Raw genomic sequence first — 24,842 nt, 5'->3', positions numbered from 1 at the left:
CGGCAGTCGGACTGCCGGGGGCTTTCGCGGCCTGTATCAGGCGGGGAATTCTCCGCGCTTTACGAGCGGCTTGGGAAGACGCAGCTTGCGGAACTGGAGCGAGCGCATGGATCCGTACCAGACGGTGCCGCGTTCCACCTCGCCGAACTTCTCGGTCAGCCGCTTCCGGAGCTTCCGGGACAGGATGAATACGTCAACGAACACAGCAAGGAACATGACCCAGAACCCGCCCAGGACGTAGATCATTGACTCGCTGGTGGACGGCACCAGAAGCGAGACGATGACGAACACCAGGGCTCCGAACATCAGGTACTCGCCCAGGCTGAAACGGGCATCCACATAGTCGCGCGCGTAGCGCTTCTGCGGACCCTTGTCCCGAAGGGGCAGGAATTTCTCGTCGCCGGTGTCCAGGGCCTGGCGCATCTTGATCCGCTGTTCCTGGACGGCCTCCCGTTCTGCTGCTTTGGAGGCCTTCCGATCCTCCGGCACCAGGGGACGCTTCCGCGCCGCTTCCTGGGCCTTGCGCTTGGGCGTGGGCGCGCCCTTGCCAAGGGCTGCATCCTGCCGGGCCGAAGCCTCGGCCGCTTGCTGGTCAACTACGTCCTGCGCCGTCGGCGCTTCCTTTTTACGTCCAAACACCCCTACAGAATACCTTGCACCCGCATGCGGAAAGACATGCGTCACACCGCTCCGCCGGCGACGGAACGGGGGAGCCGCCAGGAGGAATCCGGAGTGTTTTCTGTGGTCCTCGACACAGGTAGGGTTTTTGCCATGACTTCATCACCGGCGGGGACCCCGCAAAACCTCAGCGCAGGATTAGGCGAGATCGACGTCGATGCCCTGCGCCGGGCCGTACACGCGTCCTTCGACACCACGGTTGGACACCTGAAAGACCTTGTTAAGCTCCCGGGTATCGCCTGGCCGAGCTTCGACCCGGCCCCATTGGACCGCAGCGCCGAGGCTGTGGCGGACCTGGTGCGGGCAGCGGGAATCGAGGATGTCAGGATCCTGCGGTGCAACAAAGATGACGGCACTCCGGGCGGGCCGGCCGTGGTGGCGCGCCGGACCGCCGCCGCGGGAAAGCCAACGATCCTGCTGTACGCCCACCACGACGTCCAGCCGACCGGAGACCCGGCGCTGTGGGAGACCGAACCGTTCACCGCCGTCGAACGTGACGGCCGGCTTTACGGGCGGGGTGCGGCCGATGACAAAGCAGGCATCATGGCCCACATCGCCGCCTATGCCGCCGTCACTGACGTGCTTGCCGACGAACTGGGCCTGGGGGTGACGTTCTTCTTCGAAGGCGAGGAAGAGGCCGGCTCGCCGACGTTCCGTACCTTCCTCGACACCCACCGCGAACTGCTGCGCGCCGACGTTATTGTCGTGGCGGACTCCAGTAACTGGAAGGTCGGCATCCCCGCCCTGACCACCAGCCTCCGCGGTCTGGTCGACGGGACGATCGAGGTCCAGGTCCTGGAGCATGCCGTTCACTCCGGGATGTTCGGCGGGGCAGTGCTTGACGCTCCGACGCTGCTGTCCCGCCTCATCGCCACGCTCCACGACGACGACGGCAACGTCGCGGTCCAGGGCCTGGTCAGCAGGGACGATGTTGCCGTCGACCTCACGGAAGCTGAATACCGGGCCGACGCATCAGTGCTCGACGGCGTTCGACTGGCCGGTACAGGGACCATCGCCTCACGGCTATGGACCAAGCCGGCCCTCTCCATCATCGGCTTCGACGCTCCCGCCGTGGACATGGCCTCCAATACCCTGCTGCCGACGGCGCGGGCCAAGTTCAGCCTGCGGCTGGCCCCGGGACAGTACCCGGCCGAGGCGATGGCCGCCATGCGGAACCACGTCGAGGCCAATGCGCCGTTCGGCGCCAAGGTGGTGTTTACGCCGGGGGAGAGCGGAAACCCGTTCCTGACGGACACGGAATCTGTGGCTGCCGGGATGGCAATGTGGGCGCTGGGGGAGGCCTGGGGTGTTCCTGCCGTGGAAATGGGGATCGGGGGTTCCATTCCCTTTATCGCGGACCTCACGGAGGCCTACCCGGAAGTGCAGATCCTGGTAACCGGTGTTGAGGACCCGGATTCGAGGGCCCACAGCGCCAACGAGTCGCTTCACCTGGAGGACTTCCGCAACGCTGTCGTGGCCGAAGCGCTCCTGCTGGCGCGGCTTAACCATGAGGGCCTGGGCTGATTCCTGGACGTCCGGAGCGGCACGCGGCTGTTCCCTGGCGGGTCCGTTCCGGATTCGTCAGGGAACATTCAGGGTATGGCCACGGTTACGTCAGGAGTTAGAGCTACACGCAGGATCGACGTAGCATGTAGCTATAGCCCATACCGTTTCCGTAGGGGCGGGCAACGCGAAAGCCGAGTCGCCACCACCGTCGTAAGAAGGTAGGCCAATGAGCACTACAACCAATGAAAACAGCAACGCAGCCACCGGCACCGCAAGCGAGGACCTGGCCACGCACGAGGTCAAGCTGACCGACGTCGCCGCCGGCAAGGTACGCAGCCTGCTGGAGCAGGAAGGCCGCACCGACCTTCGTCTGCGCGTTGCTGTCCAGCCGGGCGGTTGCTCCGGGCTGATCTACCAGCTCTACTTCGACGAGCGGCTGCTCGACGGAGATGCCGTGCGCGACTACGACGGCGTCGAGGTCGTAGTGGACAAAATGAGCGTTCCGTACCTGAGCGGCGCCAGCATTGACTTCGAGGACACCATCTCGAAGCAGGGATTCACCATCGACAACCCCAACGCCGGCGGTTCCTGCGCATGCGGAGATTCATTCCACTAACCCGGCTGTTTGCCCCGTGACAGCTCGCATTCGGCACCGGTTTTAACCGGTGCCGACGCACGGTGCCGACATGTGGGCGAAAATCCCCGGGGAGCGGTAAGCTCTACATCGAGTAGTAAAACTTTTAGTGTGCCCGGGGAGCCATCTACGGCCCGGGCAACAGCAACAAGTAGGAAGGGCCGTCTGTGAGTTCGCAGAACCGAACCGGCAGCCGACGCAAACAGATCACTACGATCACTGGCTTGGCACTAGCCGGCGCGTTGGCTTTGACTGGATGTTCACCAGAGGTACAGAAAGGCTGGTTGCCCACCGAGCGTGGCACCACCAATCACACTGACCGCATCATGGACCTCTGGGTCAACTCATGGATTGCCGCACTGGTCGTGGGCATCATTACCTGGGGACTCCTGGTCTGGTGCATCGTCGCCTACCGCCGTCGTAAGGGCACGGTGGGATTCCCGCGGCAGACCAGCTTCAACCTTCCCCTCGAAGTCTTCTATCTGACCATCCCGCTGTTCATGGTGCTGGTGTTCTTTTACTTCACCGACCGCGACCAGCAGGCGATTGATGACCGGTCCAAGCCTGCCGACGTCGTTGTTGACGTCCGTGGCAAGCAGTGGGCCTGGGACTTCAACTACAAGCAGGGTGACGTAGTCACCGGCGACGTGCATGAAGCAGGCGTACAGGCGCACCTGACCGGCGCTGATGTGGACAAGGAAAAGCTGCCCACCTTGTACCTCCCTGTGAACAAGTCCGTCGACCTGGAGCTGAACTCCCGCGACGTGATCCACTCCTTCTGGGTTCCCGCCTTCCTGCAGAAGCGCGACATGATCCCCGGCAAGACGAACTACATCAGGTTCACCCCCACCAAAGAGGGAACCTACGACGGCAAGTGTGCCGAACTCTGCGGTGAATACCACTCCGAAATGCTGTTCCGCGTCAAGGTTGTCTCCGAGTCGGAGTTCCAGTCGCACCTGGAGAAGCTGCGCCAGGACGGCAATTCCGGACTGCTCGGCGAAGAGTACGACCGCAACCCGAACCTGAACGAAATTAAGTAAGGGGAGCGACGTGGCTACTTACACTCAATCCGCACCTGTCGGGACCCTTGGGGCGCCCGTAGTACCGAAATCCAAGGGACGCATCGTCGTCAACTGGATCACTTCGACCGACCACAAGACCATCGGGTACATGTACCTGATCGCGTCCTTCGTGTTCTTCTGCTTCGGCGGCGTTATGGCCCTGCTGATCCGCGCCGAGCTCTTCGAGCCCGGTATGCAGATCCTGCAGACCAAGGAGCAGTACAACCAGCTGTTCACCATGCACGGCACGGTGATGCTGCTGATGTTCGCCACCCCGCTGTTCGCCGGCTTTGCCAACGTCATCATGCCGCTGCAGATCGGCGCACCGGACGTTGCCTTCCCGCGACTGAACGCGCTGGCCTTCTGGTTCTTCCTGTTCGGCTCCACCATCGCCGTTTCAGGCTTCATCACGCCCCAGGGTGCCGCGTCGTTCGGCTGGTTTGCGTACGCGCCGCTGTCCAACACCACCTTCAGCCCCGGCGTCGGCGGTGACCTGTGGGTCTTCGGCCTCGCGCTGTCCGGCTTCGGCACCATCCTTGGCGCGGTCAACTTCATCACCACGATCATCTGCATGCGCGCCCCGGGCATGACCATGTGGCGCATGCCGATCTTCACCTGGAACACGCTGGTTACCGCCATCCTGGTCCTGATGGCCTTCCCGCCGCTGGCAGCAGCGCTGTTCGCCCTCGGCGCCGACCGCCGCTTCGGTGCACACATCTTCGACCCCGAGAACGGCGGCGCTGTCCTCTGGCAGCACCTGTTCTGGTTCTTCGGCCACCCCGAGGTGTACATCATTGCGCTGCCGTTCTTCGGCATCGTCTCGGAGATCTTCCCGGTCTTCAGCCGCAAGCCCATCTTCGGCTACAAGGGCCTGGTCTACGCGACCATCGCCATCGCCGCGCTGTCCGTGACCGTGTGGGCACACCACATGTACGTGACCGGCTCGGTCCTGCTGCCGTTCTTCTCCTTCATGACGATGCTGATCGCGGTTCCGACCGGTGTGAAGTTCTTCAACTGGATCGGCACCATGTGGCGGGGTTCCATCACCTTTGAGACACCCATGCTGTGGAGCATCGGCTTCCTCGCGACCTTCCTCTTCGGCGGCCTGACCGGCATCATCCTGGCCTCCCCGCCGCTGGACTTCCACGTCTCGGACTCCTACTTCGTGGTGGCCCACTTCCACTACGTGGTGTTTGGCACCGTGGTGTTCGCCATGTTCGCCGGCTTCTATTTCTGGTGGCCGAAGTGGACCGGCAAGATGCTCAACGAGCGCCTCGGYAAGATCCACTTCTGGMTGCTGTTCCTCGGCTTCCACGGAACCTTCCTCATCCAGCACTGGCTCGGTGTCGAGGGCATGCCCCGCCGGTACGCCGACTACATGCCGCAGGACAACTTCACCTGGATGAACCAGTTCTCCACGATCTCCTCGTTCGTGCTGGGCGCCTCGCTGATCCCGTTCTTCTGGAACGTCTACATCACCTGGCGCAGCAACGAAAAGGTCGAGGTGGACGATCCCTGGGGCTTTGGTGCTTCGCTGGAGTGGGCCACGTCCTGCCCGCCGCCGCGCCACAACTTCACGTCGCTGCCGCGCATCCGTTCGGAGCGCCCGGCCCTGGACCTCCACCACCCGGAGCTCGCCCAGTCGCACACCGTTGAGTCACCGGCACCGGCAGCAGCCGTGCTCGGCAACGCCGATCAGAAGGACACCGCCAAGTGAAGATCGAATCATGGATTTTTGGAGCCGGAGTCTTCTTCTTCGTACCGGTCTCCGTGGTTTACGGATTCCTGACCCACTGGTCTGAATGGGTCGGCATCCTTGGCATCCTGCTTGTTGGCGGACTCGCCGGCATGATTGGCGCCTACCTCGGCTTCACCGGTAAGCGCGTGGGATTGCGCCCCGAAGACCGCAGCGACGCCGAGATCCACGAAGGCGCCGGTGAACAAGGACACTTCAGCCCCTGGAGCTGGTGGCCGCTGGTCCTGGGCCTTTCCTGCGCAGCAGGCTTCCTCGGCCTGGCCGTCGGGTTCTGGATTGTGTACATTGCGGCCGGACTCGCGGCCATAGCCCTCGTTGGCTGGGTCTTCGAGTACAGCCGCGGCGATCACGCCCACTAGCCTTACCTGCTCTACTGACAACGACGGCGGGCCCCMCCAAAAWGGTGGGGCCCGCCGTCGTTTGCTTTATGTGTTCGTCTTCGTTGCTTCAGGTTGCCTAGGACGGTTTGCGATCGAGGCGGGCCGGAAGCACCCGCCCCGGCCCACAGGAACCCTTTAGGCGGCCGCGCCTGCCTCCAGGAGCAGCGTCAGGCCTTCCAGTGCTGCCTCGGCTGATTCAACGCTGTAGCGGGCGGGCAGCGCCTCGGAGTCAACGGAGAGTTCCACCTCGCAGCCACAGTAGAAATCAGCCGTCATCACCTCGAGCAGCGACCTTGCATCGACGGGCGGAACCCCGTCCTTACCTATTCTGACCGGCAGACCGGACTCGGTGACAGCCCGAACAAAGATAGCGGCCGGCCGGGCGTGCAGGCCGATGGGTGATTGAACAATTGCCTTACGCACTGGCAACGGGACTCCTTTGTTCCGACGGGACTCGGCTCCGTCATGTCTGCATTCCTGATCAAGCGTAGCCGCGGCGGGACCCGACGCTGAAACTGTTGCAGGGGTGGTCTAGACCTGCGGTGCCGGTGCCCTACGCTTAAACCATGAAAGTTAATCTGGAGTATTGCCATGGCGGCCTCTGACGCCAACAAAATGGTGGGGGAGATCGACCGCGAAAGCGGCGTCCCCATCTACGTCCAGCTGAGGGAACTCCTGCGGGCCCACATTGCGGCCTCGTGCCCGCCCGGTTCCTCGCTGCCCTCGGAACGTGACCTCGCCGAAAGGTTCGGCCTTGCCCGTATGACGGTCCGGCAGGCCATCGACGCACTCGTGGGCGAGGAAGTCATCGAACGGGTCGTGGGCCTCGGAACGTTCGTCCGCAAGCCAAAACTCGACCTGCAGGTGAAGCTCACCTCGTACAGTGAGGAAATGCAGCGCCGCGGAATGGTTCCGGCAGCCAAGGTGCTGAGTTTCGAACAGATCAGTGCCAGTGCGTTCCTTGCCCGTGAGCTCCAGCTGGACGAGGGCACGCCCCTGGTGCGCTTCAGGCGTCTCCTCCTGGCAGATAACGAGCCCATGAGCGTGGATGAAAACTTCATCCCCGCACACAGGGTTCCCGGGCTGCTCGACGGCGAACCTCCGACATCCCTGTACAACGTCCTGAGCGAACGGTTCGGCCTGGTCATGGAGTGGGGGGAAGACATGATCGAGGCCACCGCGGCCTCACCGTCCACTGCACGCCTTCTCAATGTTGAAGTCGGATCGCCGCTGCTCAAGATCCAGCGGCACGCTTTTGTGGCCCGGTCCATGGTGGACTACTCGGTCTCCTATTACCGCGCGGACCGCTACAAGCTGTGGGTCCCGCTGCAGCGTCCCGGCGTGAGGCCTACGCGCAACTACGCCTCAGGCTACCGAAACCCGTAGGAACAACGAAGAGGCCCCGTCCTGTCGGACGGGGCCTCTTTCGCGTGTTGCGGTAATGCTCGAACTAGTGGCTGAGCGTCTTCTGGGACTCAGCCGATTCGACGGCTTCATGCTCGCCGTGGTGGCCATGGGCCGCCTCAAGTTCAGCAGGCGAAGCAGGCGCAACCCGGTCTTCGAAGAACCACTGCGAGAGGGCGGCGCGGCGCTTTTCCTTACGCGTCACAATGCCATGTTCGTTAGGAACCGCAGGCAGCGGGACCGGCGACTCAAAGCCGACCAGCTTGTAGCGCTTGTAGTCATCCAGCGGTGCATGGACCTCGATGAACTCACCGTGCGGCAGGCGCACGATGCGGCCGGTTTCGCGGCCGTGCAGGGCAATTTCGCGGTCCTTGCGCTGGAGGGCGAGGGCCACACGCTTGGTCACGACGAACGCGATGATCGGGCCAATGAAGAACAGTGCCCGCAGCCAGTAGGTCACGTCGTTCAGAGCCACGTGGAAGTGCGTTGCAATGAGGTCGGAGCTTGCCGCGGCCCACATCACGCAGTAGAACGTGAAGCCGGCCATACCGATGGCGGTACGGGTGGGTGCGTTGCGCGGGCGGTCCAGGACGTGGTGCTCGCGGTCGTCCTTGGTGATCCAGCGTTCGATCCACGGGTACATGAACAGCACGGTGAAGACGAGTCCGGCCGGTACCAGGGCGGGCAACAGTACGTTCAGTGTCAGGACCTGGCCGAAGATGACGTACTCAAAGTGGAAGTCCCCGATGACACCCGGCATGAGGCGCAGCGCACCGTCGACCCAGCCGATGTACCAGTCAGGCTGAGTGCCTGCCGAAACGGGTGAGGGGTCGTAGGGGCCGTAGTTCCAGATCGGGTTGATGGTGAAGAACGCCGCCATGAGGGCAACGACACCGAACACGATGAAGAAGAAGCCGCCGGCCTTGGCCGCGTAGACCGGGCCGAGGGGGTAGCCGACGACGTTGCCGTCGTTGCGACCCGGGCCGGGGTACTGGGTGTGCTTGTGCACGACCACCATGAAGAGGTGAATGACGATCATCAGCAGGATCAGGGCCGGCACCAGGAGGATGTGCAGCATGTAGAGCCGGCTGATGATGACCGTACCCGGGAACTCGCCGCCGAAGAGGAAGAACGAGGTGTAGGTACCGATGACCGGGATGGACTTGATGACGCCGTCGATGATGCGCAGGCCGTTGCCGGAGAGCAGGTCGTCGGGGAGTGAGTAGCCGGTGAAGCCTGCGGCCATGGAGAGGATGAGCAGGACACCGCCCACCACCCAGTTCAGTTCGCGGGGCTTGCGGAACGCGCCGGTGAAGAACACGCGAAGCATGTGCACGGAAACCGAGGCCACGAACAGCAGTGCGGCCCAGTGGTGCACCTGGCGCATGAACAGGCCGCCGCGAACATCAAAGGAGATGTCCAGCGAGGAGCTGTAGGCCACCGACATTTCGACGTTCTTGAGCGGCGTGTAGGAGCCCGCGTAGTGCGTCTCCGCCATGGACGGATCGAAAAAGAACGTCAGGAACGTGCCGGAGAGCAGCAGGATGACGAAGGAGTACAGGGCCACTTCGCCGAACATGAACGACCAGTGGTCCGGGAAGACCTTCCGGCCGAACTCGCGGAGGATCCCCGAACCGCCGACGCGCTGGTCGACGAAGTCGGTGATGCGGCCGCCCTTGGTTTTTGCGACGAAGGCGGGGGCATTAGCTGTTGTATGTGCGCTCATGCTCATCACGCTCCCAGTAACTCGGTCCTACGGGTTCTTTGAAGTCGCTGGTGGCGACCAGGTAGCCCTCGGCGTCAACTGCGATGGGCAGCTGGGGGAGAGGCCGGCTGGCCGGGCCAAAGATAACCTTGCATTCCTGGGTCAGGTCGAAGGTCGACTGGTGGCACGGGCACAGCAGGTGGTGGGTCTGCTGCTCGTACAGGGCAACAGGGCAACCAACGTGGGTGCAGATCTTCGAGTAGGCAACGATGCCGTTGTAGCTCCAGTCCTCGCGGCCCGCGGAGGGCTTCAGGGACTCGGGGTTGAGGCGCATGAGCAGGACGACGGCCTTGGCCTTTTCGTTCAGCTTTCCTTCATGCAGTTCGTTCAGGCCTTCCGGAATTACGTGGAAGGCGGAGCCGATGGTCACGTCCGAAGCCCTGATGGGCGTGCCATCGGGGTCACGGGTCAGGCGCTTGAGCTTGCCCTCCTGCGGAGCCCACATGGTGTGGGCCAGTTTGTCGTCCGGGCGGGGACCGAGGTCACCGAAGACGGCCAGTGCAGGCAGCGGGGCCAGAGCGACGGCGCCAAGAAGGGTGTTGCGGATCAGCGGCCGGCGCTTGATGCCGGTTTCCTCGACGATGTCATCAACGATGCGGACTGCCGCCTGGCGGTCGTCCTCGGTGCGGACTGCGTGGCGTTCTTCCGAAACCTCGTGGTCCGGCATCAGGGCCTTGGCCCAGTGGACGATGCCGGTGCCGATGCCGAGCATGGCAAAGGCGGTGCCGATGCCCAGCAGGGCATTCTGCAGCCGGATGGTGGCGATCGTGGAGTCGGGTCCAAGATCGATGGCGAAGTACGCCACCAGGAAGATCACGGTGCCCACAACGGAGCTGCCGAACAGAACGGCAACCTGCCGTTCTGCGCGCTTTGCGGCCTTCGGGTCCGTGTCAGCCAGGCGCAAACGATGCGGAGGGAGTCCAGGATCCTGGAACTTCTCCACCTCATTCTGACCAGCCGTAGCTACGGTGCCCGAGTGGTTCGGACTGCCGTCACTATGGTTGCCCATAATTCGCCTCATCCTTCTCTCGTCCCGGCCAGTGCCGGGTTAGTTTTCAATTCCATACTGCTGACTCGTCAGCAGGAGTTCTTACAGTTGCGGACGTTGCTAGGACGTCCGGGAGGTCAGCCAGATCGTGAAGGCGATGATGACGCCCAGGCCGGCGATCCAGACAAACAGGCCTTCAGAAACCGGGCCCAGTGCGCCGAGGTCGGCTCCGCCGGGTGAGCCGTTGGCTTCGATCTGCTTGAGGAAGGTGATGATGTCGCGCTTGCCTTCGGGAGAGACATTGGCGTCGTTGAAGACGGGCATGTTCTGCGGTCCGGTGGCCATTGCTTCGTAGATGTGCTTCTCGGAAACGTCCGCGAGGGCGGGAGCAAACTTACCCCGGGTCAGTGCGCCGCCGGCAGCTGCTGCGTTGTGGCACATGGCGCAGTTCACGCGGAAGAGCTCGCCGCCTTCTGCGGCGTTGCCCTGTGCATCCAGAAGGTGCTCTTCGGGGATGGACGGGCCGGGTCCGAGCGAAGCGACGTAAGCGGAGAGCTGGTGGGTCTGTTCGTCGTTGAACTGTGCGGGCTTCTTGTAAGCCTGCGGGCCATTCATCTGCATGGGCATACGCCCGGTGCCTACCTGGAAGTCAACGGCGGCAGCACCGACGCCTACAAGTGAGGGTCCGTCCTTGGTTCCGCTCGCACCCATGCCGTGGCAGGTGGCGCAGTTAGCGGCGAAAAGCTTCCCGCCCTCTTCAGCGTCGTTCGCACTGAAGCTGGTGGTGGAAGCCTTGGCCTCGTTGACGGTGGTGGCAACGGCGTACAGCCCACCAGTGAGGAGGAGGCCCATCAGCAGCAGCGCTATGGCTGCCAGGGGGTGACGTCGCTTCTGCGAGAGTGCCTTCACGTGGTGGTTCCTTTATTCGATCGTGCGTCGGCTCCGGGAGCCGCTTCTTGAAATTCTGCCTCTTGTAGAAAAAGAGTCAAGTCAGGGCTACCTGAGGACGTAGATGACCAGGAAGAGGCCGATCCACACGACGTCGACGAAGTGCCAGTAGTACGAGGTGACAATCGCGGACGTGGCTTCGAAGTGACCAAACTTCTTGGCGGCGAACGAACGGCCGATGATAAAGAGGAAGGCGATGAGGCCGCCGATGACGTGCAGGCCGTGGAAGCCGGTGGTCATGTAGAAGGCAGAGCCGTACGCATTCGACGAAAGCGACACATGCTCCGAAACGAGCATGGCGTATTCAGTTGCCTGGCCGGCAACGAAGAAGGCACCCATGATGAACGTCAGGGTGAACCATTCGTTCATCCCCCAACGCGTGAATGCAAGGGGGCCGCCGGCGCGGCGCGGCTGGAGCCGCTCAGCGGCGAAGACGCCCATCTGGCAAGTGAATGAACTTGCCACGAGGACGATCGTGTTTACGAGCGCAAAGGGGAAGTTGAGCTTTGCTGTCTCTTCGGCCCACATCTGTCCGGAAGTCGAACGGAGTGTGAAGTACATGGCGAAGAGACCGGCGAAGAACATCAACTCACTGGACAGCCAAACAACGGTTCCTACGGAAACCATATTCGGGCGGTTCAGCGTCGGGTGCGCCGGGGTACTGGGGGCATGGGTCGCAGATGTCACATAGACATTATGTCTGTAAAAGTTCCTCCTGCCCAATGCAAACCGCCTTTTGCGGGGACTTTTTCTACAAAGACGCGAATTCGCGCGGAAAAGTTCCCGGGACGGTTCACATTGGTCAGCAGGGCGGGTGCCTCGATAGCATCAGGAGGTGACTTCACAGGCATCAGCACAGCCGGCCGGCAACACCTGGCCGCGGCTCATTTCGGCTCTGATCAACGGCACGGACCTCACGGCGGACAATACGGAGTGGGCGATGGACACGATCATGTCCGGCGAAGCCACACCCGCCCAGATCGCCGGATTCCTCGTGGCACTGCGAGCGAAGGGCGAGACGGTGGATGAGATTGCCGGCCTTGTCGAAGCGATGCTGGCCCACGCAAACCCCGTTGACATCGGCGGCGAGAAGCTGGACATCGTGGGCACCGGCGGCGACCAGCTCAACACCGTTAACATCTCCACTATGGCGGCGCTGGTCTGTGCTGGAGCCGGCGCGAAGGTGGTCAAGCACGGCAACCGGGCCTCCTCGTCGTCGTCGGGCTCAGCGGACGTCCTGGAAGCCCTGGGCGTCCGCCTGGACCTCCCAATCGACCGCGTCGCACGGAACGCCGAAGAGGCCGGAATCACCTTCTGTTTCGCCCAGGTTTTCCATCCCTCCTTCCGGCACACGGCCGTGCCCCGCCGCGAACTTGCCATACCCACGGCGTTCAACTTCCTTGGACCGCTGACCAACCCGGCACGGGTGCAGGCCTCAGCAGTTGGTGTTGCCAACGCACGAATGGCGCCCCTGGTTGCCGGAGTGCTTGCCAAGCGGGGAAGTCGCGGACTGGTCTTCAGGGGAAGCGACGGACTGGACGAGCTGACAACGACCGGACCGTCCACGGTCTGGGAGATCAGGGATGGGGAAGTCAGCGAACAGGCCTTTGATCCGCAGGCGCTGGGCATCCGTCCGGCGACGGTGGAGGAGCTTCGTGGCGGTGACGCCGCAGCGAATGCCGCCGTCGTCCGTGATGTTCTGGCCGGCGCGGCCGGAGCGGCCCGCGACGCCGTCCTGCTGAACGCCGCCGCAGGACTGGTGGCGTTCGATGTTAGGGCCGAGGGTCCGCTGACGGACCGCATGGCGGCAGCGTTGAAGCGCGCTGAAGAGTCCATTGACTCCGGCGCCGCAGCTGCCGTTCTGGAAAAGTGGGTGGCCCTGACCCAGGGCTAGGCGGTGTGCCCGGCCTTACTGCTCGAAACCGAGCGCGAAGGCCGCATCGAGGTCGTGCTGGGAGTAAGCGCGGAAGGCGATGTGCGTTGTGGTGTGCACAACGGCAGGGACCTTGGACAGCTTGTCCGCAATGACGTCCGCCAGCTCATCATGCTTGGCCACCCGCGCAACAGCAATCAGGTCCCATTCCCCGGTCACGGAGTAGACCTCGCTGATGCCCGGAATCGCCGAAATCTCCTCTGCCGTTTCCGGAATGCGCGAGGCGTCTGTCTTGATCAGGACGAATGCGGTGATCACTCTTGACCTTTCGGATCGGGTGCGCCGTTGCGGAAACGGCAGGCGTTGCTGTCTGTTGCCAGCCTAGTACATCAGGGTGCTTCAGCGGCGCTGCCGGCGCCCCGCCAGCCGCCGGAATCCGGCCACGATGAGGCGGTAGCCGAGGAGGAACACGCCCAGGCTGAGCAGCGCCACAATGACGAATGGCACCACCACCGTCTGGCCGGTGAAAGCACGGAGCAGCATGCCCAGGGCCACGGCTCCGATCCACACGCTTACCCCGGCCGGCCAGACGCGCAGCGGTGCCCGCCAGACCCGCAGCGCAAGCCAGGCTACGGCGGCCCCCGCCAGGAACGGCCAGGCTGTCAGGAGGACCCCGGCGATCACATCCCCGCGCTGGTGCGCGTCCCGGCCGATGGCGGCGAAGGTAAGAATCAGGGCCGCGTCGGCGAGGGCGGCAATAGCCACCGAACTCCTGGCGGCTGCGCGGACGGGGGCGGTGTCGGTTCGGGAAGGCATGCCTCCAGCGTAGTAAAGGTTTTTCGTTGCTACGACCGGCGTGATCGCCCGACGTGATCGCCCGCGGCGGCCGTACACTGTGACCGGGGCCGTTTCCCGGCACATCGCGTTCCCGTAACTACACCCGGACGGCAGCATGAGACTTGTCCAGATCGCCCAACATGCCAGTGACCTGCAGCGGGCGGCAGGGTTCTATGCGGCGCTGCTCGGTGCCGAGGCCCGGGCCGTGTTCGACCCGCCCGGGCTCCTGTTCTTTGACCTGGACGGCGTCCGGCTGCTGCTGGAGTCCGCGGCGCCGTCGTCCCTGGTCTACCTGGCAGTTCCCGACGTCAGGGACTCCGTGACCGAGCTCCGGAGCAGGGGAGTGGAGATCGTGGCCGAACCACAGGTGATCTTCAGCCACACAGATGACCGGCTGGGCCCGGACGGTACGGATGAATGGATGGCATTCATCCGGGACAGCGAGGGCAACACCGTGGGTCTGGTCAGCCAGTTGCCGCGGTAGCAGTCAGGCTTTGATGGCCGCGATCTTCGCGGCAAAGGCCACAAGTACGACGCCGGCAATACGGTCCGTGACTTGTCCCACCGCCGGGGACTGCAGCCAGCGCCGGGCATAGTGGGTGGCCACGATGATTCCCGCGAACCAGAGCATGCCCTCCATGTTGTGCACGAGAGGCAGCAGGACCCCCATTAATAGGGGCGGGACATCCTGCGGCAGGAACTGCGGAATCATGGCCATGTAGAAAACGCCCACTTTGGGATTCAACAGACTCGTTGTCACGCCTGTCAGAAAGGGCGCCCGTGCGCTTCCGGCAGCCTGCACCAGTTCCGTGGGCATTGCCGGTCCTCTTCTGAAGGTCCTGACGAACATCGAGATTCCGAGAAATGCCATGTAGCAGGCGCCCGTGATCTTCAGCACCGTGAAGGCCGTCTCAGAGGCAGCCAGGAGCGCGGACGCACCCAGCGCAGCCGCAACGCCCCACGCCACCGTACCGGTGCAGATTCCCGCCGCCGTCGCAAAAGCCGGACCGCGTCCCCGGCTGATCGCCGTGCGGAGAACCAGCACGGTGTCGAGCCCGGGAATCACGGTCAGCAGGGCAGCGACTATGGCGAACTGGAGAAGGGCTTCAGGGACGGACATACTCGATGATAACCAGGCCCGGATCCCCTTCCCGCCGGGCAGGCGGCAGCGCCGTGGCACCGGATGCCGCGGCCGCGCCATTGTGTCCGGAATCACGCCCGGATAGGCTCGCTAACGCAACCAAAGGATCGCCGTCGGGAGCCTATTCCGGCGCAGCCAGTGAGATGAGGGACCAACGTGAGCCAAAAGATCACCACCTGCCTGTGGTTCGACACCCAGGCCGAGGAAGCCGCCGACTTCTACGTCTCGGTTTTTGACGGCTCCAAAATTCTCAACACGGCACGCTATGGCGACGACGGCCCCGGCACCGCGGGACAGGTCATGACCGTCGAATTCGAGATTGAAGGCCGGAAGTTCCTTGCACTGAACGGGGGGCCAGCATTCTCCTTCAGCGAGGCTGTTTCCTTCGTGATCGACTGCTCCTCGCAGGAGGAGGTGGACCGTTACTGGTCGGCGCTGACGGCGGGTGGCTCGGAGAGTCAGTGCGGCTGGCTCAAGGACAAGTTCGGGGTTTCGTGGCAGGTTGTGCCGTCCGTCCTGAGCCAGCTGCTGGGAGGACCGGATCAGGAAGGTGCGCAGCGGGCCATGCAGGCGATGCTGGGCATGAGGAAGCTCGAGATCGCCGAGCTCCAGGCCGCCTATGACGGTTCCTGACCGTCCCTGACCGTACGGGGAGCCTGAAGCGGCGCAGGGGAGCGGTCCCCATGACCATCGGCCCTACCCTGCTTCGCCCAACCGGACGATAATCGGGACTATCCCACACCGTACGTGATTGGAGGCGTTCGCGATGTCTGTTTACACGCTCGGAATCTGGTTGGTAAAACCCGGCAGGGAGGACGATTTTGTGCAGGCCTGGCGCGGCCTTGCCGGCAGGACCCAAGAAGAATTTCCCGGGGCAAAGGCGGTTCTGATGCGCGATCGCGACGTTCCCAACAGGTTCATCAGCACCGGACCGTGGGAGTCGCTCGAGCAGACTGAACGCTGGCGGGCCTCAGCCGCGTTCGTCCAGGGATACGAGGCCATGCGGGAAATGCTGGAGCATTTCGAACCGCATACGCTGGAGGAAGCAGCGACCATCGGGTGATGCCTGACGCGACTATGAAGCCGTTGATCCTTCTCGACGTTGACGGGGTCCTCAATCCACGTGTCCGGGTGGCCGGTGGTTCACTGGAGCTCGTGCTCTCGGAGGCGAGAATTGCCTTGGTCAAGAGGCTCGCGGTGTTCGGCAGGATCGCTTGGGTGTCGACGTGGCCGGCCGGGCAGACCGCCGGACTTGAGTCCCAGTTGCAGCTGGGGAACGAAACGTTACGAGTGCCGTTGCCCGCACGTGCCCTGAACGAATCCGAGTCACCTACACCGAAGCTCCGGCCGGTGACCCGGTGGCTGGCCAGGATGGAACTCTCGGGCGAGGCCACCTGGGACTCGGTCGTCTGGATTGACGACGTCCTGGGACCGGACGCCCGCGAATGGGCGTCCGGATTCCGGCGGCAAGTACTGCTGGTGCGGCCCGTGCCGGCCCAAGGCCTGACCGAAGCGCATGTTGTGGCGGTTGAGGTCTTCGTCCAAAGCGGTAGCTGAGCGTGGTGTGCTCAGCCGGGTCTCCGAAGCTAGGGCTCGCTGCCGCCGGAGTTCAGGAATTCATGGATCTTTTCCGCCACGGCCCTGGACTGAGTCCAGTGCAGGTAATGCGGGCCGTCGAGAATGACCAGCTCATGGTGCTTGACGTTGAGCAGTCGGCCTTCATGCGCCGGGAGCCATTCCGGTTGCTGGTTCATGGTTTCCCGGGACAGAAACTCCAGCACGGGAAGAGTCTCGGGGTAGCTGAGGTTCTGGAGCTTCTGGGCGTTCTCCCCGATTCGGCTCGTTTCGTCGGTCAGTGCCGCGTTGCCAAAGTTCCAGCTCAGCAACTTGCGCATTTCGTCGCGTTCCGTCGTCGTATAGCCGTCACCTGCCGGGTCTGCAAGACCAAGAGCGCCGGCCCAGCGGACCAAGCCCGTGGTCGAAGGAAGCCGTTCCCAGAAGTTGCCTGACACAGGCATGTCGGCGGGTGCAGGAGCTTCGGCCGCGGCAGTCATGGCGGCGGGCACCGTGGGGTCGATCCCGATAACCCCGGATACTTCTTCCGGGTATTTGTTGGCGTAGTGAAGAGTGGTAAAGCCTGCTATCGAGTGACCGACAAGGACATAAGGAACATCGATGGCGAGTTTGGCGAGCACCTCGTGCAGTTCCTCGGAGATGTTCTCGATGGTCCGCGGTCTGGCGGTCATATCGCTGAAGCCGTAGCCGAACCCCTCTACAACGACGACCTGGTATCCGGCTAGTTCCCTGATCAGCGGGCCAAAGTCCAGCGCCGGCGCCGGCGTGCCCAATCCGCTGAGCAGCACCAGGGTGGGGCCGGTCTTTCCGGTTCGGGCGACGTTGATGGTCCCCTGGGCGATCTGGATTTTCTCCCCATACGGCACGGTATTGGAGCGTTCAATACTTTCCATGATGAGATTTGCCGAGGTTGACCCAAACACCAACCCGAGAATGGTCAGCGCGGCGATGCCCGTTGCCCGGAGCCGTCGCCTGCGGCGTTTCTGACGGGACTGTGTGTGATCGGGGAATGACCGGGTGCGACGGGAGAAGCTGCGCAGCGGCATGGCGGAACTCCAAGGTAGAGACGTGACGGACCGCTGAGCGGGCCGTCTGGCATTAGGTTAGTCCCACAACTTTTGGAACGGTACTGCTGTTACTGACCGTGGACGGGGAAGCCGTGATCCATGGCCGTACTTCGATGAGCAGAGTGAGTACTGCGAGAAGCTCAACGACACGAATCGGTGTTAGCTGTGGGGTCCGAGGTGGACGGTCACGATGGTCCCGGCGTCGGGGATCGGACCTATTTCGAGTCTTCCGCCGGCCGCGGCGGCTATTCGGGCGCAGGTCGCAAGGCCCAACCCGGATCCTGGCGGGTCGCCCTCGCGGTGCAGGCGCACCAAGGGATCCAGAACGCGTTCACGGTCGGCCGGGCCGATGCCTTTTCCGTTGTCGATCACCCTCAGGACCGCACCCTCCTCGCCGCGGTGCCCGGTGATGTGAATCACCGGCGGGACTCCCGGCCGGCGATAGGCGACAGCGTTGTGGATCAGGTTCTGCAGCAGCACCCGCGTCTGGCCGGCATCCGCAGTGAACGTCAGTTCCCCGCAGTCAATAGACGCTCCGGACTCCTCCAGAATGGCGGCCAGGTCTTCCACGACGTCCTGGACAAGTTCGGGAAGTGAAAGGTGCGCCGGGCGCAGATCGCCGCCGATGGTTGCGAACGCGAGGACGTCCTCGACCATGGAGAGCATTCTGCGTCCGGTGTTGCCGACAATGTCCAGGTAGTCGGACGAATGTCCGTCTTTGCCGGCTTCGGCGTCCATCTCGGCCAGTTCCACGTAACCAAGGATGGTGGTCAGGGGGTTGCGCAGGTCATGGCTGATCCGGCCGGCGAACTCTGCTAGTAGACCGTTGCTGCGTTCGGCCTCTGCCAGCGCGCCGGCGAGCTGCCGGGCCCGGTGTTCCAGGTGCAGGACGTCAACTACTTGAGCTGCAAGAATTTCGAGGCCTCGGAGTTGTTCGTCACTGATCCGGCCGGTTTCGCGGGAACCGGCGCACAACGTGCCCAGGACAAAGCCGTCATCCGTTATCAGCGGTATGGACGCGTAAAACCTGACTCGGCCACGCCGGCCGTCAACGTAGGGGTTGCCGCTGTAGCGGGGGTCAAGGGAGGCGTCTTCGAGAACGGTCGGTGCCCCGCTGAGAAATCCGACCGCGCACATCGAGTCTTCGCGGGCACACATGTGCGGGTCAATGCCTGCTGTCGCGACCTGATACTGCAGATCTTCGGTGATGATGTTGATCGCCGTCACGGGCTGCCCGCAGACTGTCCGGGCCAGCTCCACCAGGCTTTGCAGCCTTTCCGATGGAATCGGGACCACAATCCGCGCGTCCGGCCCCGAAGGGATTGGAAGCCCGGTACCTGCAAGTACTGCGTCCCGCACTATTTCGTTCACCGTCATGGCTTTGAGCCCGGGCGCCAGGAACCGAAGTCGGCCGCGCCGGCCGTGTCCAGGCGTTTCATGCTGCAGTCCCCATGGCTCCAGCATCGCAGATTCCCGCGGGCTATGAGACCAGATCCGCGATTGGAAACCCGGTGGTTAGCGGCTGACCGGTTCCTTGGTGTCCAGCAGGGTGAGTTCGTGGCGGCGGGGGAAACCTTCCCAGTCACCTGGTACGAGGCAGGCGAACGCGCCGGTGGCCGCGGCTGTCCGCAGCCTTTCTTCGGGGCCGCGGCCGTTGACGTATTCGGCAAGGTAACCGGCCACGAACGCGTCGCCGGCACCGACGGTGTCCACAGCCTCAACACTGACTGCTTCCTGGCGGAAGACCTGGCGGTCGATCAGGGCGAGGGCGCCGTCCGCGCCGAGCTTGATGACAGCCTGGCTGGGGCCCAGGTCAGCTAGTCGGCGCGCCAGGTCCTCGGGCTCGCCGGTCCCGACTGCGATCGCGGCTTCGTCGTCGCCCGCGAACACAATGTCCGCGAGCGGGATGAGATCCCGGTAGACGCCGGCGGCGCCTTCCCGTGACCAGAGATTGGCCCGGAAGTTGAGGTCGAAGGAGACCGGCACGCCGGCTGCCTTGGCCGCGGCGATGGCATAGCTGATGGTTGACCCGGCTTGCCTGGACAGCGCCGGAGTGATTCCGCTGATGTGCAACAGTGCTGCCTCGGAGATGAGCAGTTCGTCGACGTCCCCTGGAGCGATCCTGGAGCCGGCGCTTCCGGCACGGTAGTAGCTGACCCGCTGGGTGCCCGGAGTCCGGCGCTCCTTGATCATCAGTCCAGTCGAGGCTGTGGGGTCGACCGCGATGCGGACGTCCACGCCTTCTGCCCTGATTTCGCGCTCAACAAGCTGGCCCAGGGAGTCGGCCCCCACGCGTCCGCACCATACGGACTGCACACCGAGCCGTTGCAGCCCGATGGCGACGTTGGACTCGGAGCCGCCAATCCCCAGGCTCATGGTGGAGGCGTGGGCCAGCGGGCCGACCTGATCGGCGCGCATCAGCGCCATGGTCTCGCCGAATGTCAGGACGTACGGTGCAGGGGATGCGCTCACTGCTTCGCGCCAATCTGGTCTCTGGCCTGGCCCACCAGCTCAAGGACACGCCGTGCCCTTGCCGTGAGCTCCCGGAGGTCCCCACCCTTAAAGGCGTCGCCAAGGAGCGGCCCGCCGAGGCTGACGGCGAAAGCTCCCGCCCTGACCCAGTCCGGCACATCCTCGATATCCACCCCGCCGGAGGGGATGACCTGAATGTCCGGGAAAGGGCCGCGCAGCTGGCCAATGTAACCGGAGCCGACCACGGATGCCGGGAAGACCTTCACCGCGGTTGCGCCGAGTTTCCAGCCGGCATGCAGTTCCGTGGGGGTGAGGCCGCCGGGGTAGACGGCCACACCGCGCCGGATGCATGCCGCGATGATGCCGGGGTCCGTCACCGGTGTGACGATGTACGCAGCGCCGAGGTCCAGTGCCGTTTCTGCTTCGTCCGCCGCCGTTACGGTCCCGACGCCGATTTCCAGGGTGTCGCCAAAGTGTTCCTGGAGACGGGGGAGTTCGTCGAAAACGCCCGGTGTGCTCAGCGTCAGTTCGATGCTGAGCACACCGCCCTGCTGCAGTGCTTCGATGACGGGGGCATACTCCCTGGCGTGCGCGGCCCGGAGGACAGCTACCACTCTCGTGTCGCGGAGGATGGAGGACGGGGCCGGGCGGGAGACGGTGCCCTGGTGTTCGAGGCGCAGCATGGGGTTCCTTCTTCGGAGGTGGTTGGGCCGGAAGGCTTTACTTGGCGTGGCGGGCGTCGGCCAGCCCGGCGTCGGCTAAGTCGGCGTCGGCGGGCGCCGGCCCGGTGCCGTGCCGGCGGGCATCCTCCGGATCCGTGAGGTCACGGTTGAGGGTTTCGGGCGAGAGCCGGGTGGCAATAAAGCTGACGAGCATGACGAGGGACATGTAGATGGCCACCGGGACCCAGGAGTTGCTGAAGACTGCCAGGAGTCCGGCGCAGACCATCGGGGCGATGCCGCCGCCGATGATGGAGGAGAATTCACGGCCCAGCGTGACTCCGGCGTAGCGGTAACGGCTGCCGAAAATCTCCGGGAAGTAGCTCATGTGCACGCCGACGACTCCCTGGCAGGCGAGCATGAATCCCACAATGATCACGAGCATGATGGCAATGGGTGAACCGGTGGTGAGGAGCATAAAGGCAGGGGCCGGAAAGAGGACCAGTGCGCCGGTGATGATGGAAACCACCCGGCGTCGTCCGATCTTGTCCGAAAGCATCCCGAAGCCGACGGCGGCAGCGCCTCCGCAGAGGGCTCCGATCAGGAGCACCTGAGGGATGAACTTGGGGTCCGTGCCGACAACAGTGATCAGGTACGAGGCCATGAATACCTGGATGGTGTAGGACTGGGTGCTGACGCCGAAATTCATCAGGATGACGCGCAGCACGTTGGCCTTGCCGAATTTCGCGACTTCGCGGAGCGGAGCGGGCGGTTCGGTGCGTGCCTGCTTGATTTCTTCGAACACCGGGGATTCGTCCAGCTTGCGCCGGATGACCAGTGCGGCGATGGTCACGAAGATGCTGGACAGGAAGACCAGCCTCCAGCCCCAGGTCATCATGTCGTTGGGAGCCAGGGCCTGGGCGCCGATCCAGACCAGTGCGCCGAGCGCGGTTCCCGCGGCGGCACCGACCATGATCAGGGAGGCGAGCTTGCCGCGGGTACCGGGCGCAGCCGATTCCGTCAGCAGGGTGGCACCGCCGGACTGCTCGGCGCCGGCACCGAAGCCCTGGGCTGCGCGGCAGACACAGAGCAAGAGCGGGGCGAGGACGCCCACCTGTTCGAAGGTCGGCAGCAGGCCGATGACGAGGGTGGCGCCGCCCATCAGCAGCAGGGTGGTGACAAGGACCCACTTGCGGCCGAGCCGGTCACCGAAGTGGGAGAAGAAGATGCCGCCGAGCGGACGGAACAGGAATCCGACGGCGAAGGTGCTGAAGCTGGCCAGCAGGGCGGCCGCGGGTGAAATGTTCGGGAAAAACAGGTGGCTGAAGACCAGCGCGGAGGCAGTGCCGTAGATGACGAAGTCGTAGAGTTCAAGCGTGGTGCCGATGAGGCCGGCCAGCGCCGCTTTCCGGACCTTTTTCTGGTCTACCGCCGTGGCTTGGGGATGTTCGGTGGTCATTTCCATACTCCTTTGAATGGATGTCCTGCATGGACGGTCTAAAGCTCCGCCGGTGGGGGAATGAATCAGTAGCTGATGAGGACTTTGAGGTTGGTGGGGTCCGTGACCGGGGCCGTGAGGGCGGTCGCGGCATCGGCGAGGGGGTAAGAGCTGGTGATGATGGACCGCAGGTCCACCTTCCCGGATGAGGCGAGGTCGATCGCCGTCGGGAACGCGTGCGCATAGCGGAAGGCAGTGACAAGGTCGATTTCGTAGCGCTGGAGGAAGCCGAGCGGGATGCCGTCCACGGTGGGCCGTGCCTGGCCCACGACCGTCGCCCGCGCTGCCGGCGCCAGGGTCTGAATGCCGTCAATGAGTGCCCTGCTGTTTCCGGAGCATTCGATCAGCCGGTCCATTCCGGTCAGGTCGAGCGCCGTTGCCGCGGTATTGATGGTGCGGGTGGCTCCAAACTGCGCGGCGACGGCCAGACGGTCGTCGTTGACGTCGGTCACGATGATCTCGGCCGCGCCCCGTACGGCGGCAACCTGTGCCACGAGCAGGCCGATGGGCCCCGCGCCGGTGATGAGCACCCGCTGCCCCGCCTGCACCTGGGCCCGTTCAACGGCCCAGACGGCGACGGCGAGCGGTTCGATCGCTGCGCCGATCTCCGCCGGGACGGACTCCGGGAGTGCATGCAGCGCAGCTGCCGGCACCACCACGTGGCGGGCGAACAGGCCGTCCGTGGGCGGCGACCCGAAGCACGTGCCGGACGGGCACACGTTGTACCGGCCGGAAACGCATGTGGCGCAGGTGCCGCAGGGGAGCGCAGGTTCAATGACGACGGCCGTGCCGACGGCGACGGCGGCGGTCCCGCCGGCCGCGATGACCACCCCTGCGCCCTCGTGCCCAAGGACGGTGGGCTGGCGGAGGACGTTGGTTCCGTTGCGGCCGTCCGCGAAGTAATGCATGTCCGAGCCGCAGATGCCGCCGGAGCGCATTTCCACCAGGACGTCCTTCGGACCCAGTGCCTTCAACGGTTTCTGCTCGATGCGGAGGTCTTTGGCGCCGTACAGGACTGCGGCTTCAGTGGTGCGCGGCAGCGCCGGCTGGTCCGGGCGGCGTACGGCTTGCGTGGTCATGTGATGCTCCGGCTCTGTGCGGGAAGTAGGGCGGTGGACTCGGCCGCGGCGCTGGCGGCGGCCTGGGGTCCGTGCTGGTGGATGATGTCGATCAGTTCACCGGTGCGGTGGATGAAGTCGTCGCGGGTGGCGAGTTCGTCACCCAGGAGATGCAGCTGGCCGATGACTTTTTCGGCGAGTTCCCGGCCGGAGGCGGATCCGGCAGCAAGACGTTGCAGCGATTCCGTGGCGGGGTCCTGCATCTCATGGGCGTGAACGCCGGGGTCGAACCCGTCCAGCGGTGCAATGCACGACAGGTACGCGGCTGTGGTGAGGGCGAGGTAGTGGGGCATGGCGCCGGCGTCGAGCATCTGCAGCGCGGGGAGGGGGATCCGCTGGCGGAGCTTGACGGATCCGTCCGAGCCCACCTGGCTGGTCCGGTGTCCCAGCGCCGAGTTCCGCCACCGCAAGAAAAGCTGGGCTTCGTAGGCGTCCACGTCGACGTCGGCCGGCACCTGGACGCTGGGCAGGTACTCGTGCCGCAGGATGGCCCGGGCGGCGTTCTCGACATAGTCCAAAGCCGTGGAATCGGGAATCGTGGCAGCACCGGACAGCGCGCCGAGGTAGGCGATGAGCGAATGCGTGCCGTTCAGGAGCCTGACCTTGAGCTGCTCGTAGCCCGCGACGTCGTCCGTGAAGATGGCGCCGCCGGCTTCCCATGCCGGGCGGCCCGCAATGAAGTTGTCCTCCAGGATCCACATCGTGAACGGCTCCGCGGGGACGGGGATCCGGTCGGCGTATCCGAGCTGCTCGGCGACGAGCGTGCGGTAGTGGTCCGTCGTGGCCGGCACGATCCGGTCCACCATGGAGGACGGAAACGTCACGTTGGCGTCGATCCATCGAAGTGTCTCGGTGGCCTCGGCGGCCGGCAGCAGTGAGGCGAACTCGCGGACGAGCCGGCGGGTGTGGTGGCCGTTGTCCGAGAGGTTGTCGCAGCTGAGGATGGTGACGGGTTCGCCGTGGGTCCGGGATCGCAGCTGGAGGCCGCGGACGATCTGTCCGATGGGCGTGCGGGGGTCCGCGGCCTGCGCCAGGTCATGCTGCACATCGGCGTCGGTCACATTAAGCGAACCCGTTGCGGGGCTGTACGTGTAGCCGTTTTCCGTGACGGTGAGGGACACGATCCGGGTTGTGGCCGCGCCGATTTCCGCGACGACGCGTTCGGGATTTTCCGCGGCGACAAAGGCGTCCGAATGCACGCGCGGCGTGGAGAAGGTCGATCCTTCGGGCGATATCTCCACGACCGTGTAGGTCATGTCCTGGGCATGCATGGCATCGGTGACGGCGCTGGAGCGGCTGGATACTCCGATGATGCCCCAGTCGCCGCCGTGGGCGCTGATAGCTGCGTCTGTGTAGACGGCCTGGTGGGCGCGGTGGAAGTTTCCCAATCCGAGGTGGACGATGCCGGGGGCCGGGACTGCGTCACGCCGGACGATTCCGGGCGTGGATGCCGTCAGCGGTGCAGGTTGGAGGCGGGTCATG

The 24,842-nt window shown here is 64.2% G+C and carries 27 protein-coding genes; 11 read left to right on the top strand and 16 right to left on the bottom strand.

The features are described from left to right. Nucleotides 1-36: 36 nt before the first annotated feature. Nucleotides 37-639 (bottom strand): DUF3043 domain-containing protein, encoded by a 603-nt coding sequence (locus AC1DRE_RS01390; RefSeq protein WP_476983006.1) that lies wholly within the window; start codon nucleotides 637-639, stop codon nucleotides 37-39. A 132-nt stretch (nucleotides 640-771) separates the two neighbouring features. Here AC1DRE_RS01390 and AC1DRE_RS01385 point away from each other — a divergent pair, with 132 nt between their 5' ends. The 5 genes from AC1DRE_RS01385 (at nucleotide 772) to AC1DRE_RS01365 (ending at nucleotide 5,994) form a co-directional block, all read left to right on the top strand. Next, complete coding sequence (locus AC1DRE_RS01385; protein WP_476983005.1) at nucleotides 772-2,202, top strand: M20/M25/M40 family metallo-hydrolase; 1,431 nt, start codon at nucleotides 772-774, stop codon at nucleotides 2,200-2,202. A gap of 208 nt (nucleotides 2,203-2,410) precedes the next feature. Beyond that, entirely contained in the window at nucleotides 2,411-2,800 is a 390-nt protein-coding gene (locus AC1DRE_RS01380; protein ID WP_104172951.1) for a HesB/IscA family protein, read from the top strand. Nucleotides 2,801-2,985: 185 nt separating this feature from the next. Further along, complete coding sequence (gene ctaC, locus AC1DRE_RS01375) at nucleotides 2,986-3,858, top strand: aa3-type cytochrome oxidase subunit II (protein ID WP_476983004.1); 873 nt, start codon at nucleotides 2,986-2,988, stop codon at nucleotides 3,856-3,858. Between the two features lie 10 nt (nucleotides 3,859-3,868). Further along, on the top strand, nucleotides 3,869-5,596 hold the full coding sequence (ctaD, locus tag AC1DRE_RS01370; protein WP_476983003.1) for an aa3-type cytochrome oxidase subunit I: 1,728 nt from the start codon (nucleotides 3,869-3,871) through the stop codon (nucleotides 5,594-5,596). Further along, nucleotides 5,593-5,994 carry a cytochrome c oxidase subunit 4 gene (locus AC1DRE_RS01365; RefSeq protein ID WP_476983002.1) on the top strand — a complete coding sequence of 134 codons (402 nt, stop codon included), beginning with the start codon at nucleotides 5,593-5,595 and terminating at the stop codon, nucleotides 5,992-5,994. The genes ctaD and AC1DRE_RS01365 overlap by 4 nt, the downstream gene beginning before the upstream one ends. A 156-nt stretch (nucleotides 5,995-6,150) precedes the next feature. Here AC1DRE_RS01365 and AC1DRE_RS01360 read toward each other — a convergent pair whose 3' ends face one another. Beyond that, nucleotides 6,151-6,444 carry an HPr family phosphocarrier protein gene (locus AC1DRE_RS01360; RefSeq protein WP_181038790.1) on the bottom strand — a complete coding sequence of 98 codons (294 nt, stop codon included), beginning with the start codon at nucleotides 6,442-6,444 and terminating at the stop codon, nucleotides 6,151-6,153. Nucleotides 6,445-6,606: 162 nt separating this feature from the next. Between AC1DRE_RS01360 and AC1DRE_RS01355 the strand changes: the two genes are divergently transcribed. Then, nucleotides 6,607-7,401 (top strand): GntR family transcriptional regulator, encoded by a 795-nt coding sequence (locus AC1DRE_RS01355; protein ID WP_476983001.1) that lies wholly within the window; start codon nucleotides 6,607-6,609, stop codon nucleotides 7,399-7,401. Between the two features lie 64 nt (nucleotides 7,402-7,465). Here the strand turns inward: AC1DRE_RS01355 and qcrB are convergent, their stop codons facing one another. The 4 genes from qcrB to ctaE all read right to left on the bottom strand — a co-directional run bounded on the left by qcrB (nucleotide 7,466) and on the right by ctaE (nucleotide 11,807). After that, nucleotides 7,466-9,145, bottom strand: a complete 1,680-nt coding sequence (gene qcrB, locus AC1DRE_RS01350) for a cytochrome bc1 complex cytochrome b subunit (protein ID WP_476983000.1) — start codon at nucleotides 9,143-9,145, stop codon at nucleotides 7,466-7,468. Continuing rightward, nucleotides 9,123-10,193 (bottom strand): cytochrome bc1 complex Rieske iron-sulfur subunit, encoded by a 1,071-nt coding sequence (gene qcrA / locus AC1DRE_RS01345; protein WP_476982999.1) that lies wholly within the window; start codon nucleotides 10,191-10,193, stop codon nucleotides 9,123-9,125. The genes qcrB and qcrA overlap by 23 nt, the downstream gene beginning before the upstream one ends. Before the next feature lie 99 nt (nucleotides 10,194-10,292). Continuing rightward, on the bottom strand, nucleotides 10,293-11,081 hold the full coding sequence (gene qcrC, locus AC1DRE_RS01340; RefSeq protein WP_476982998.1) for a cytochrome bc1 complex diheme cytochrome c subunit: 789 nt from the start codon (nucleotides 11,079-11,081) through the stop codon (nucleotides 10,293-10,295). An 87-nt stretch (nucleotides 11,082-11,168) separates the two neighbouring features. Then, nucleotides 11,169-11,807 carry an aa3-type cytochrome oxidase subunit III gene (gene ctaE / locus AC1DRE_RS01335; RefSeq protein WP_011692053.1) on the bottom strand — a complete coding sequence of 213 codons (639 nt, stop codon included), beginning with the start codon at nucleotides 11,805-11,807 and terminating at the stop codon, nucleotides 11,169-11,171. A 148-nt stretch (nucleotides 11,808-11,955) separates the two neighbouring features. On the opposite strand from ctaE, the gene trpD reads away from it, so the two are divergent. Then, on the top strand, nucleotides 11,956-13,014 hold the full coding sequence (gene trpD, locus AC1DRE_RS01330) for an anthranilate phosphoribosyltransferase (protein WP_364121343.1): 1,059 nt from the start codon (nucleotides 11,956-11,958) through the stop codon (nucleotides 13,012-13,014). Between the two features lie 15 nt (nucleotides 13,015-13,029). On the opposite strand, the gene AC1DRE_RS01325 is transcribed toward trpD, so the two are convergent. Further along, nucleotides 13,030-13,311 carry an Lrp/AsnC family transcriptional regulator gene (locus tag AC1DRE_RS01325; protein WP_028269180.1) on the bottom strand — a complete coding sequence of 94 codons (282 nt, stop codon included), beginning with the start codon at nucleotides 13,309-13,311 and terminating at the stop codon, nucleotides 13,030-13,032. An 81-nt stretch (nucleotides 13,312-13,392) separates the two neighbouring features. Next, nucleotides 13,393-13,809, bottom strand: coding sequence for a DUF3054 domain-containing protein (locus tag AC1DRE_RS01320; protein WP_476982997.1), 417 nt, complete (start codon nucleotides 13,807-13,809; stop codon nucleotides 13,393-13,395). Between the two features lie 136 nt (nucleotides 13,810-13,945). Between AC1DRE_RS01320 and AC1DRE_RS01315 the strand changes: the two genes are divergently transcribed. Further along, entirely contained in the window at nucleotides 13,946-14,314 is a 369-nt protein-coding gene (locus tag AC1DRE_RS01315; protein ID WP_476982996.1) for a VOC family protein, read from the top strand. 3 nt (nucleotides 14,315-14,317) lie between these two features. On the opposite strand, the gene AC1DRE_RS01310 is transcribed toward AC1DRE_RS01315, so the two are convergent. Further along, entirely contained in the window at nucleotides 14,318-14,950 is a 633-nt protein-coding gene (locus AC1DRE_RS01310) for a LysE family translocator (RefSeq protein ID WP_476982995.1), read from the bottom strand. A 177-nt stretch (nucleotides 14,951-15,127) separates the two neighbouring features. Here AC1DRE_RS01310 and AC1DRE_RS01305 point away from each other — a divergent pair, with 177 nt between their 5' ends. The 3 genes from AC1DRE_RS01305 to AC1DRE_RS01295 all read left to right on the top strand — a co-directional run bounded on the left by AC1DRE_RS01305 (nucleotide 15,128) and on the right by AC1DRE_RS01295 (nucleotide 16,528). After that, nucleotides 15,128-15,604, top strand: coding sequence for a VOC family protein (locus tag AC1DRE_RS01305; protein WP_476982994.1), 477 nt, complete (start codon nucleotides 15,128-15,130; stop codon nucleotides 15,602-15,604). Between the two features lie 133 nt (nucleotides 15,605-15,737). Beyond that, entirely contained in the window at nucleotides 15,738-16,034 is a 297-nt protein-coding gene (locus AC1DRE_RS01300; protein ID WP_476982993.1) for an antibiotic biosynthesis monooxygenase family protein, read from the top strand. Then, entirely contained in the window at nucleotides 16,034-16,528 is a 495-nt protein-coding gene (locus tag AC1DRE_RS01295; RefSeq protein ID WP_476982992.1) for an HAD domain-containing protein, read from the top strand. Before AC1DRE_RS01300 ends, AC1DRE_RS01295 begins: the two co-directional genes overlap by 1 nt. 29 nt (nucleotides 16,529-16,557) lie before the next feature. On the opposite strand, the gene AC1DRE_RS01290 is transcribed toward AC1DRE_RS01295, so the two are convergent. The 7 genes from AC1DRE_RS01290 to AC1DRE_RS01260 form a co-directional block, all read right to left on the bottom strand. Beyond that, the gene (locus AC1DRE_RS01290; protein ID WP_476982991.1) at nucleotides 16,558-17,439 is read right to left on the bottom strand and encodes an alpha/beta fold hydrolase; all 882 of its coding nucleotides are present in this window, start codon (nucleotides 17,437-17,439) and stop codon (nucleotides 16,558-16,560) included. A gap of 333 nt (nucleotides 17,440-17,772) precedes the next feature. Next, nucleotides 17,773-18,990, bottom strand: a complete 1,218-nt coding sequence (locus AC1DRE_RS01285) for a sensor histidine kinase (protein ID WP_476982990.1) — start codon at nucleotides 18,988-18,990, stop codon at nucleotides 17,773-17,775. A 138-nt stretch (nucleotides 18,991-19,128) separates the two neighbouring features. Further along, a complete protein-coding gene (locus tag AC1DRE_RS01280; RefSeq protein ID WP_476982989.1) occupies nucleotides 19,129-20,085 on the bottom strand; it encodes a sugar kinase in 957 nt (318 codons plus the stop codon). Then, nucleotides 20,082-20,768 carry a bifunctional 4-hydroxy-2-oxoglutarate aldolase/2-dehydro-3-deoxy-phosphogluconate aldolase gene (locus AC1DRE_RS01275; RefSeq protein ID WP_476982988.1) on the bottom strand — a complete coding sequence of 229 codons (687 nt, stop codon included), beginning with the start codon at nucleotides 20,766-20,768 and terminating at the stop codon, nucleotides 20,082-20,084. Before AC1DRE_RS01275 ends, AC1DRE_RS01280 begins: the two co-directional genes overlap by 4 nt. A 37-nt stretch (nucleotides 20,769-20,805) precedes the next feature. After that, complete coding sequence (locus AC1DRE_RS01270) at nucleotides 20,806-22,203, bottom strand: MFS transporter (RefSeq protein ID WP_476982987.1); 1,398 nt, start codon at nucleotides 22,201-22,203, stop codon at nucleotides 20,806-20,808. A gap of 65 nt (nucleotides 22,204-22,268) precedes the next feature. Continuing rightward, nucleotides 22,269-23,321, bottom strand: coding sequence for an alcohol dehydrogenase catalytic domain-containing protein (locus tag AC1DRE_RS01265; protein ID WP_476982986.1), 1,053 nt, complete (start codon nucleotides 23,319-23,321; stop codon nucleotides 22,269-22,271). Then, complete coding sequence (locus AC1DRE_RS01260; RefSeq protein WP_476982985.1) at nucleotides 23,318-24,841, bottom strand: mannitol dehydrogenase family protein; 1,524 nt, start codon at nucleotides 24,839-24,841, stop codon at nucleotides 23,318-23,320. The genes AC1DRE_RS01265 and AC1DRE_RS01260 overlap by 4 nt, the downstream gene beginning before the upstream one ends. Between the last annotated feature and the right edge of the window lies 1 nt (nucleotide 24,842).

Source organism: Arthrobacter sp. P4_H3 (assembly GCF_056400885.1).
Note: the sequence above shows the minus strand (reverse complement) of the source record. Positions and strands in the feature narration are given on the sequence as shown.

Coding starts and splice junctions, on each gene's coding strand:
- AC1DRE_RS01385 (WP_476983005.1), top strand. CDS start 772: ATGACTTCATCACCGGCGGGGACCCCGCAAAACCTCAGCGCAGGATTA.
- AC1DRE_RS01380 (WP_104172951.1), top strand. CDS start 2,411: ATGAGCACTACAACCAATGAAAACAGCAACGCAGCCACCGGCACCGCA.
- AC1DRE_RS01355 (WP_476983001.1), top strand. CDS start 6,607: ATGGCGGCCTCTGACGCCAACAAAATGGTGGGGGAGATCGACCGCGAA.
- qcrB (WP_476983000.1), bottom strand. CDS start 9,145: ATGAGCGCACATACAACAGCTAATGCCCCCGCCTTCGTCGCAAAAACC.
- qcrA (WP_476982999.1), bottom strand. CDS start 10,193: ATGGGCAACCATAGTGACGGCAGTCCGAACCACTCGGGCACCGTAGCT.
- AC1DRE_RS01320 (WP_476982997.1), bottom strand. CDS start 13,809: ATGCCTTCCCGAACCGACACCGCCCCCGTCCGCGCAGCCGCCAGGAGT.
- AC1DRE_RS01315 (WP_476982996.1), top strand. CDS start 13,946: ATGAGACTTGTCCAGATCGCCCAACATGCCAGTGACCTGCAGCGGGCG.
- AC1DRE_RS01310 (WP_476982995.1), bottom strand. CDS start 14,950: ATGTCCGTCCCTGAAGCCCTTCTCCAGTTCGCCATAGTCGCTGCCCTG.
- AC1DRE_RS01300 (WP_476982993.1), top strand. CDS start 15,738: ATGTCTGTTTACACGCTCGGAATCTGGTTGGTAAAACCCGGCAGGGAG.
- AC1DRE_RS01295 (WP_476982992.1), top strand. CDS start 16,034: ATGCCTGACGCGACTATGAAGCCGTTGATCCTTCTCGACGTTGACGGG.
- AC1DRE_RS01290 (WP_476982991.1), bottom strand. CDS start 17,439: ATGGAAAGTATTGAACGCTCCAATACCGTGCCGTATGGGGAGAAAATC.
- AC1DRE_RS01285 (WP_476982990.1), bottom strand. CDS start 18,990: ATGACGGTGAACGAAATAGTGCGGGACGCAGTACTTGCAGGTACCGGG.
- AC1DRE_RS01275 (WP_476982988.1), bottom strand. CDS start 20,768: ATGCTGCGCCTCGAACACCAGGGCACCGTCTCCCGCCCGGCCCCGTCC.
- AC1DRE_RS01270 (WP_476982987.1), bottom strand. CDS start 22,203: ATGACCACCGAACATCCCCAAGCCACGGCGGTAGACCAGAAAAAGGTC.
- AC1DRE_RS01265 (WP_476982986.1), bottom strand. CDS start 23,321: ATGACCACGCAAGCCGTACGCCGCCCGGACCAGCCGGCGCTGCCGCGC.
- AC1DRE_RS01260 (WP_476982985.1), bottom strand. CDS start 24,841: ATGACCCGCCTCCAACCTGCACCGCTGACGGCATCCACGCCCGGAATC.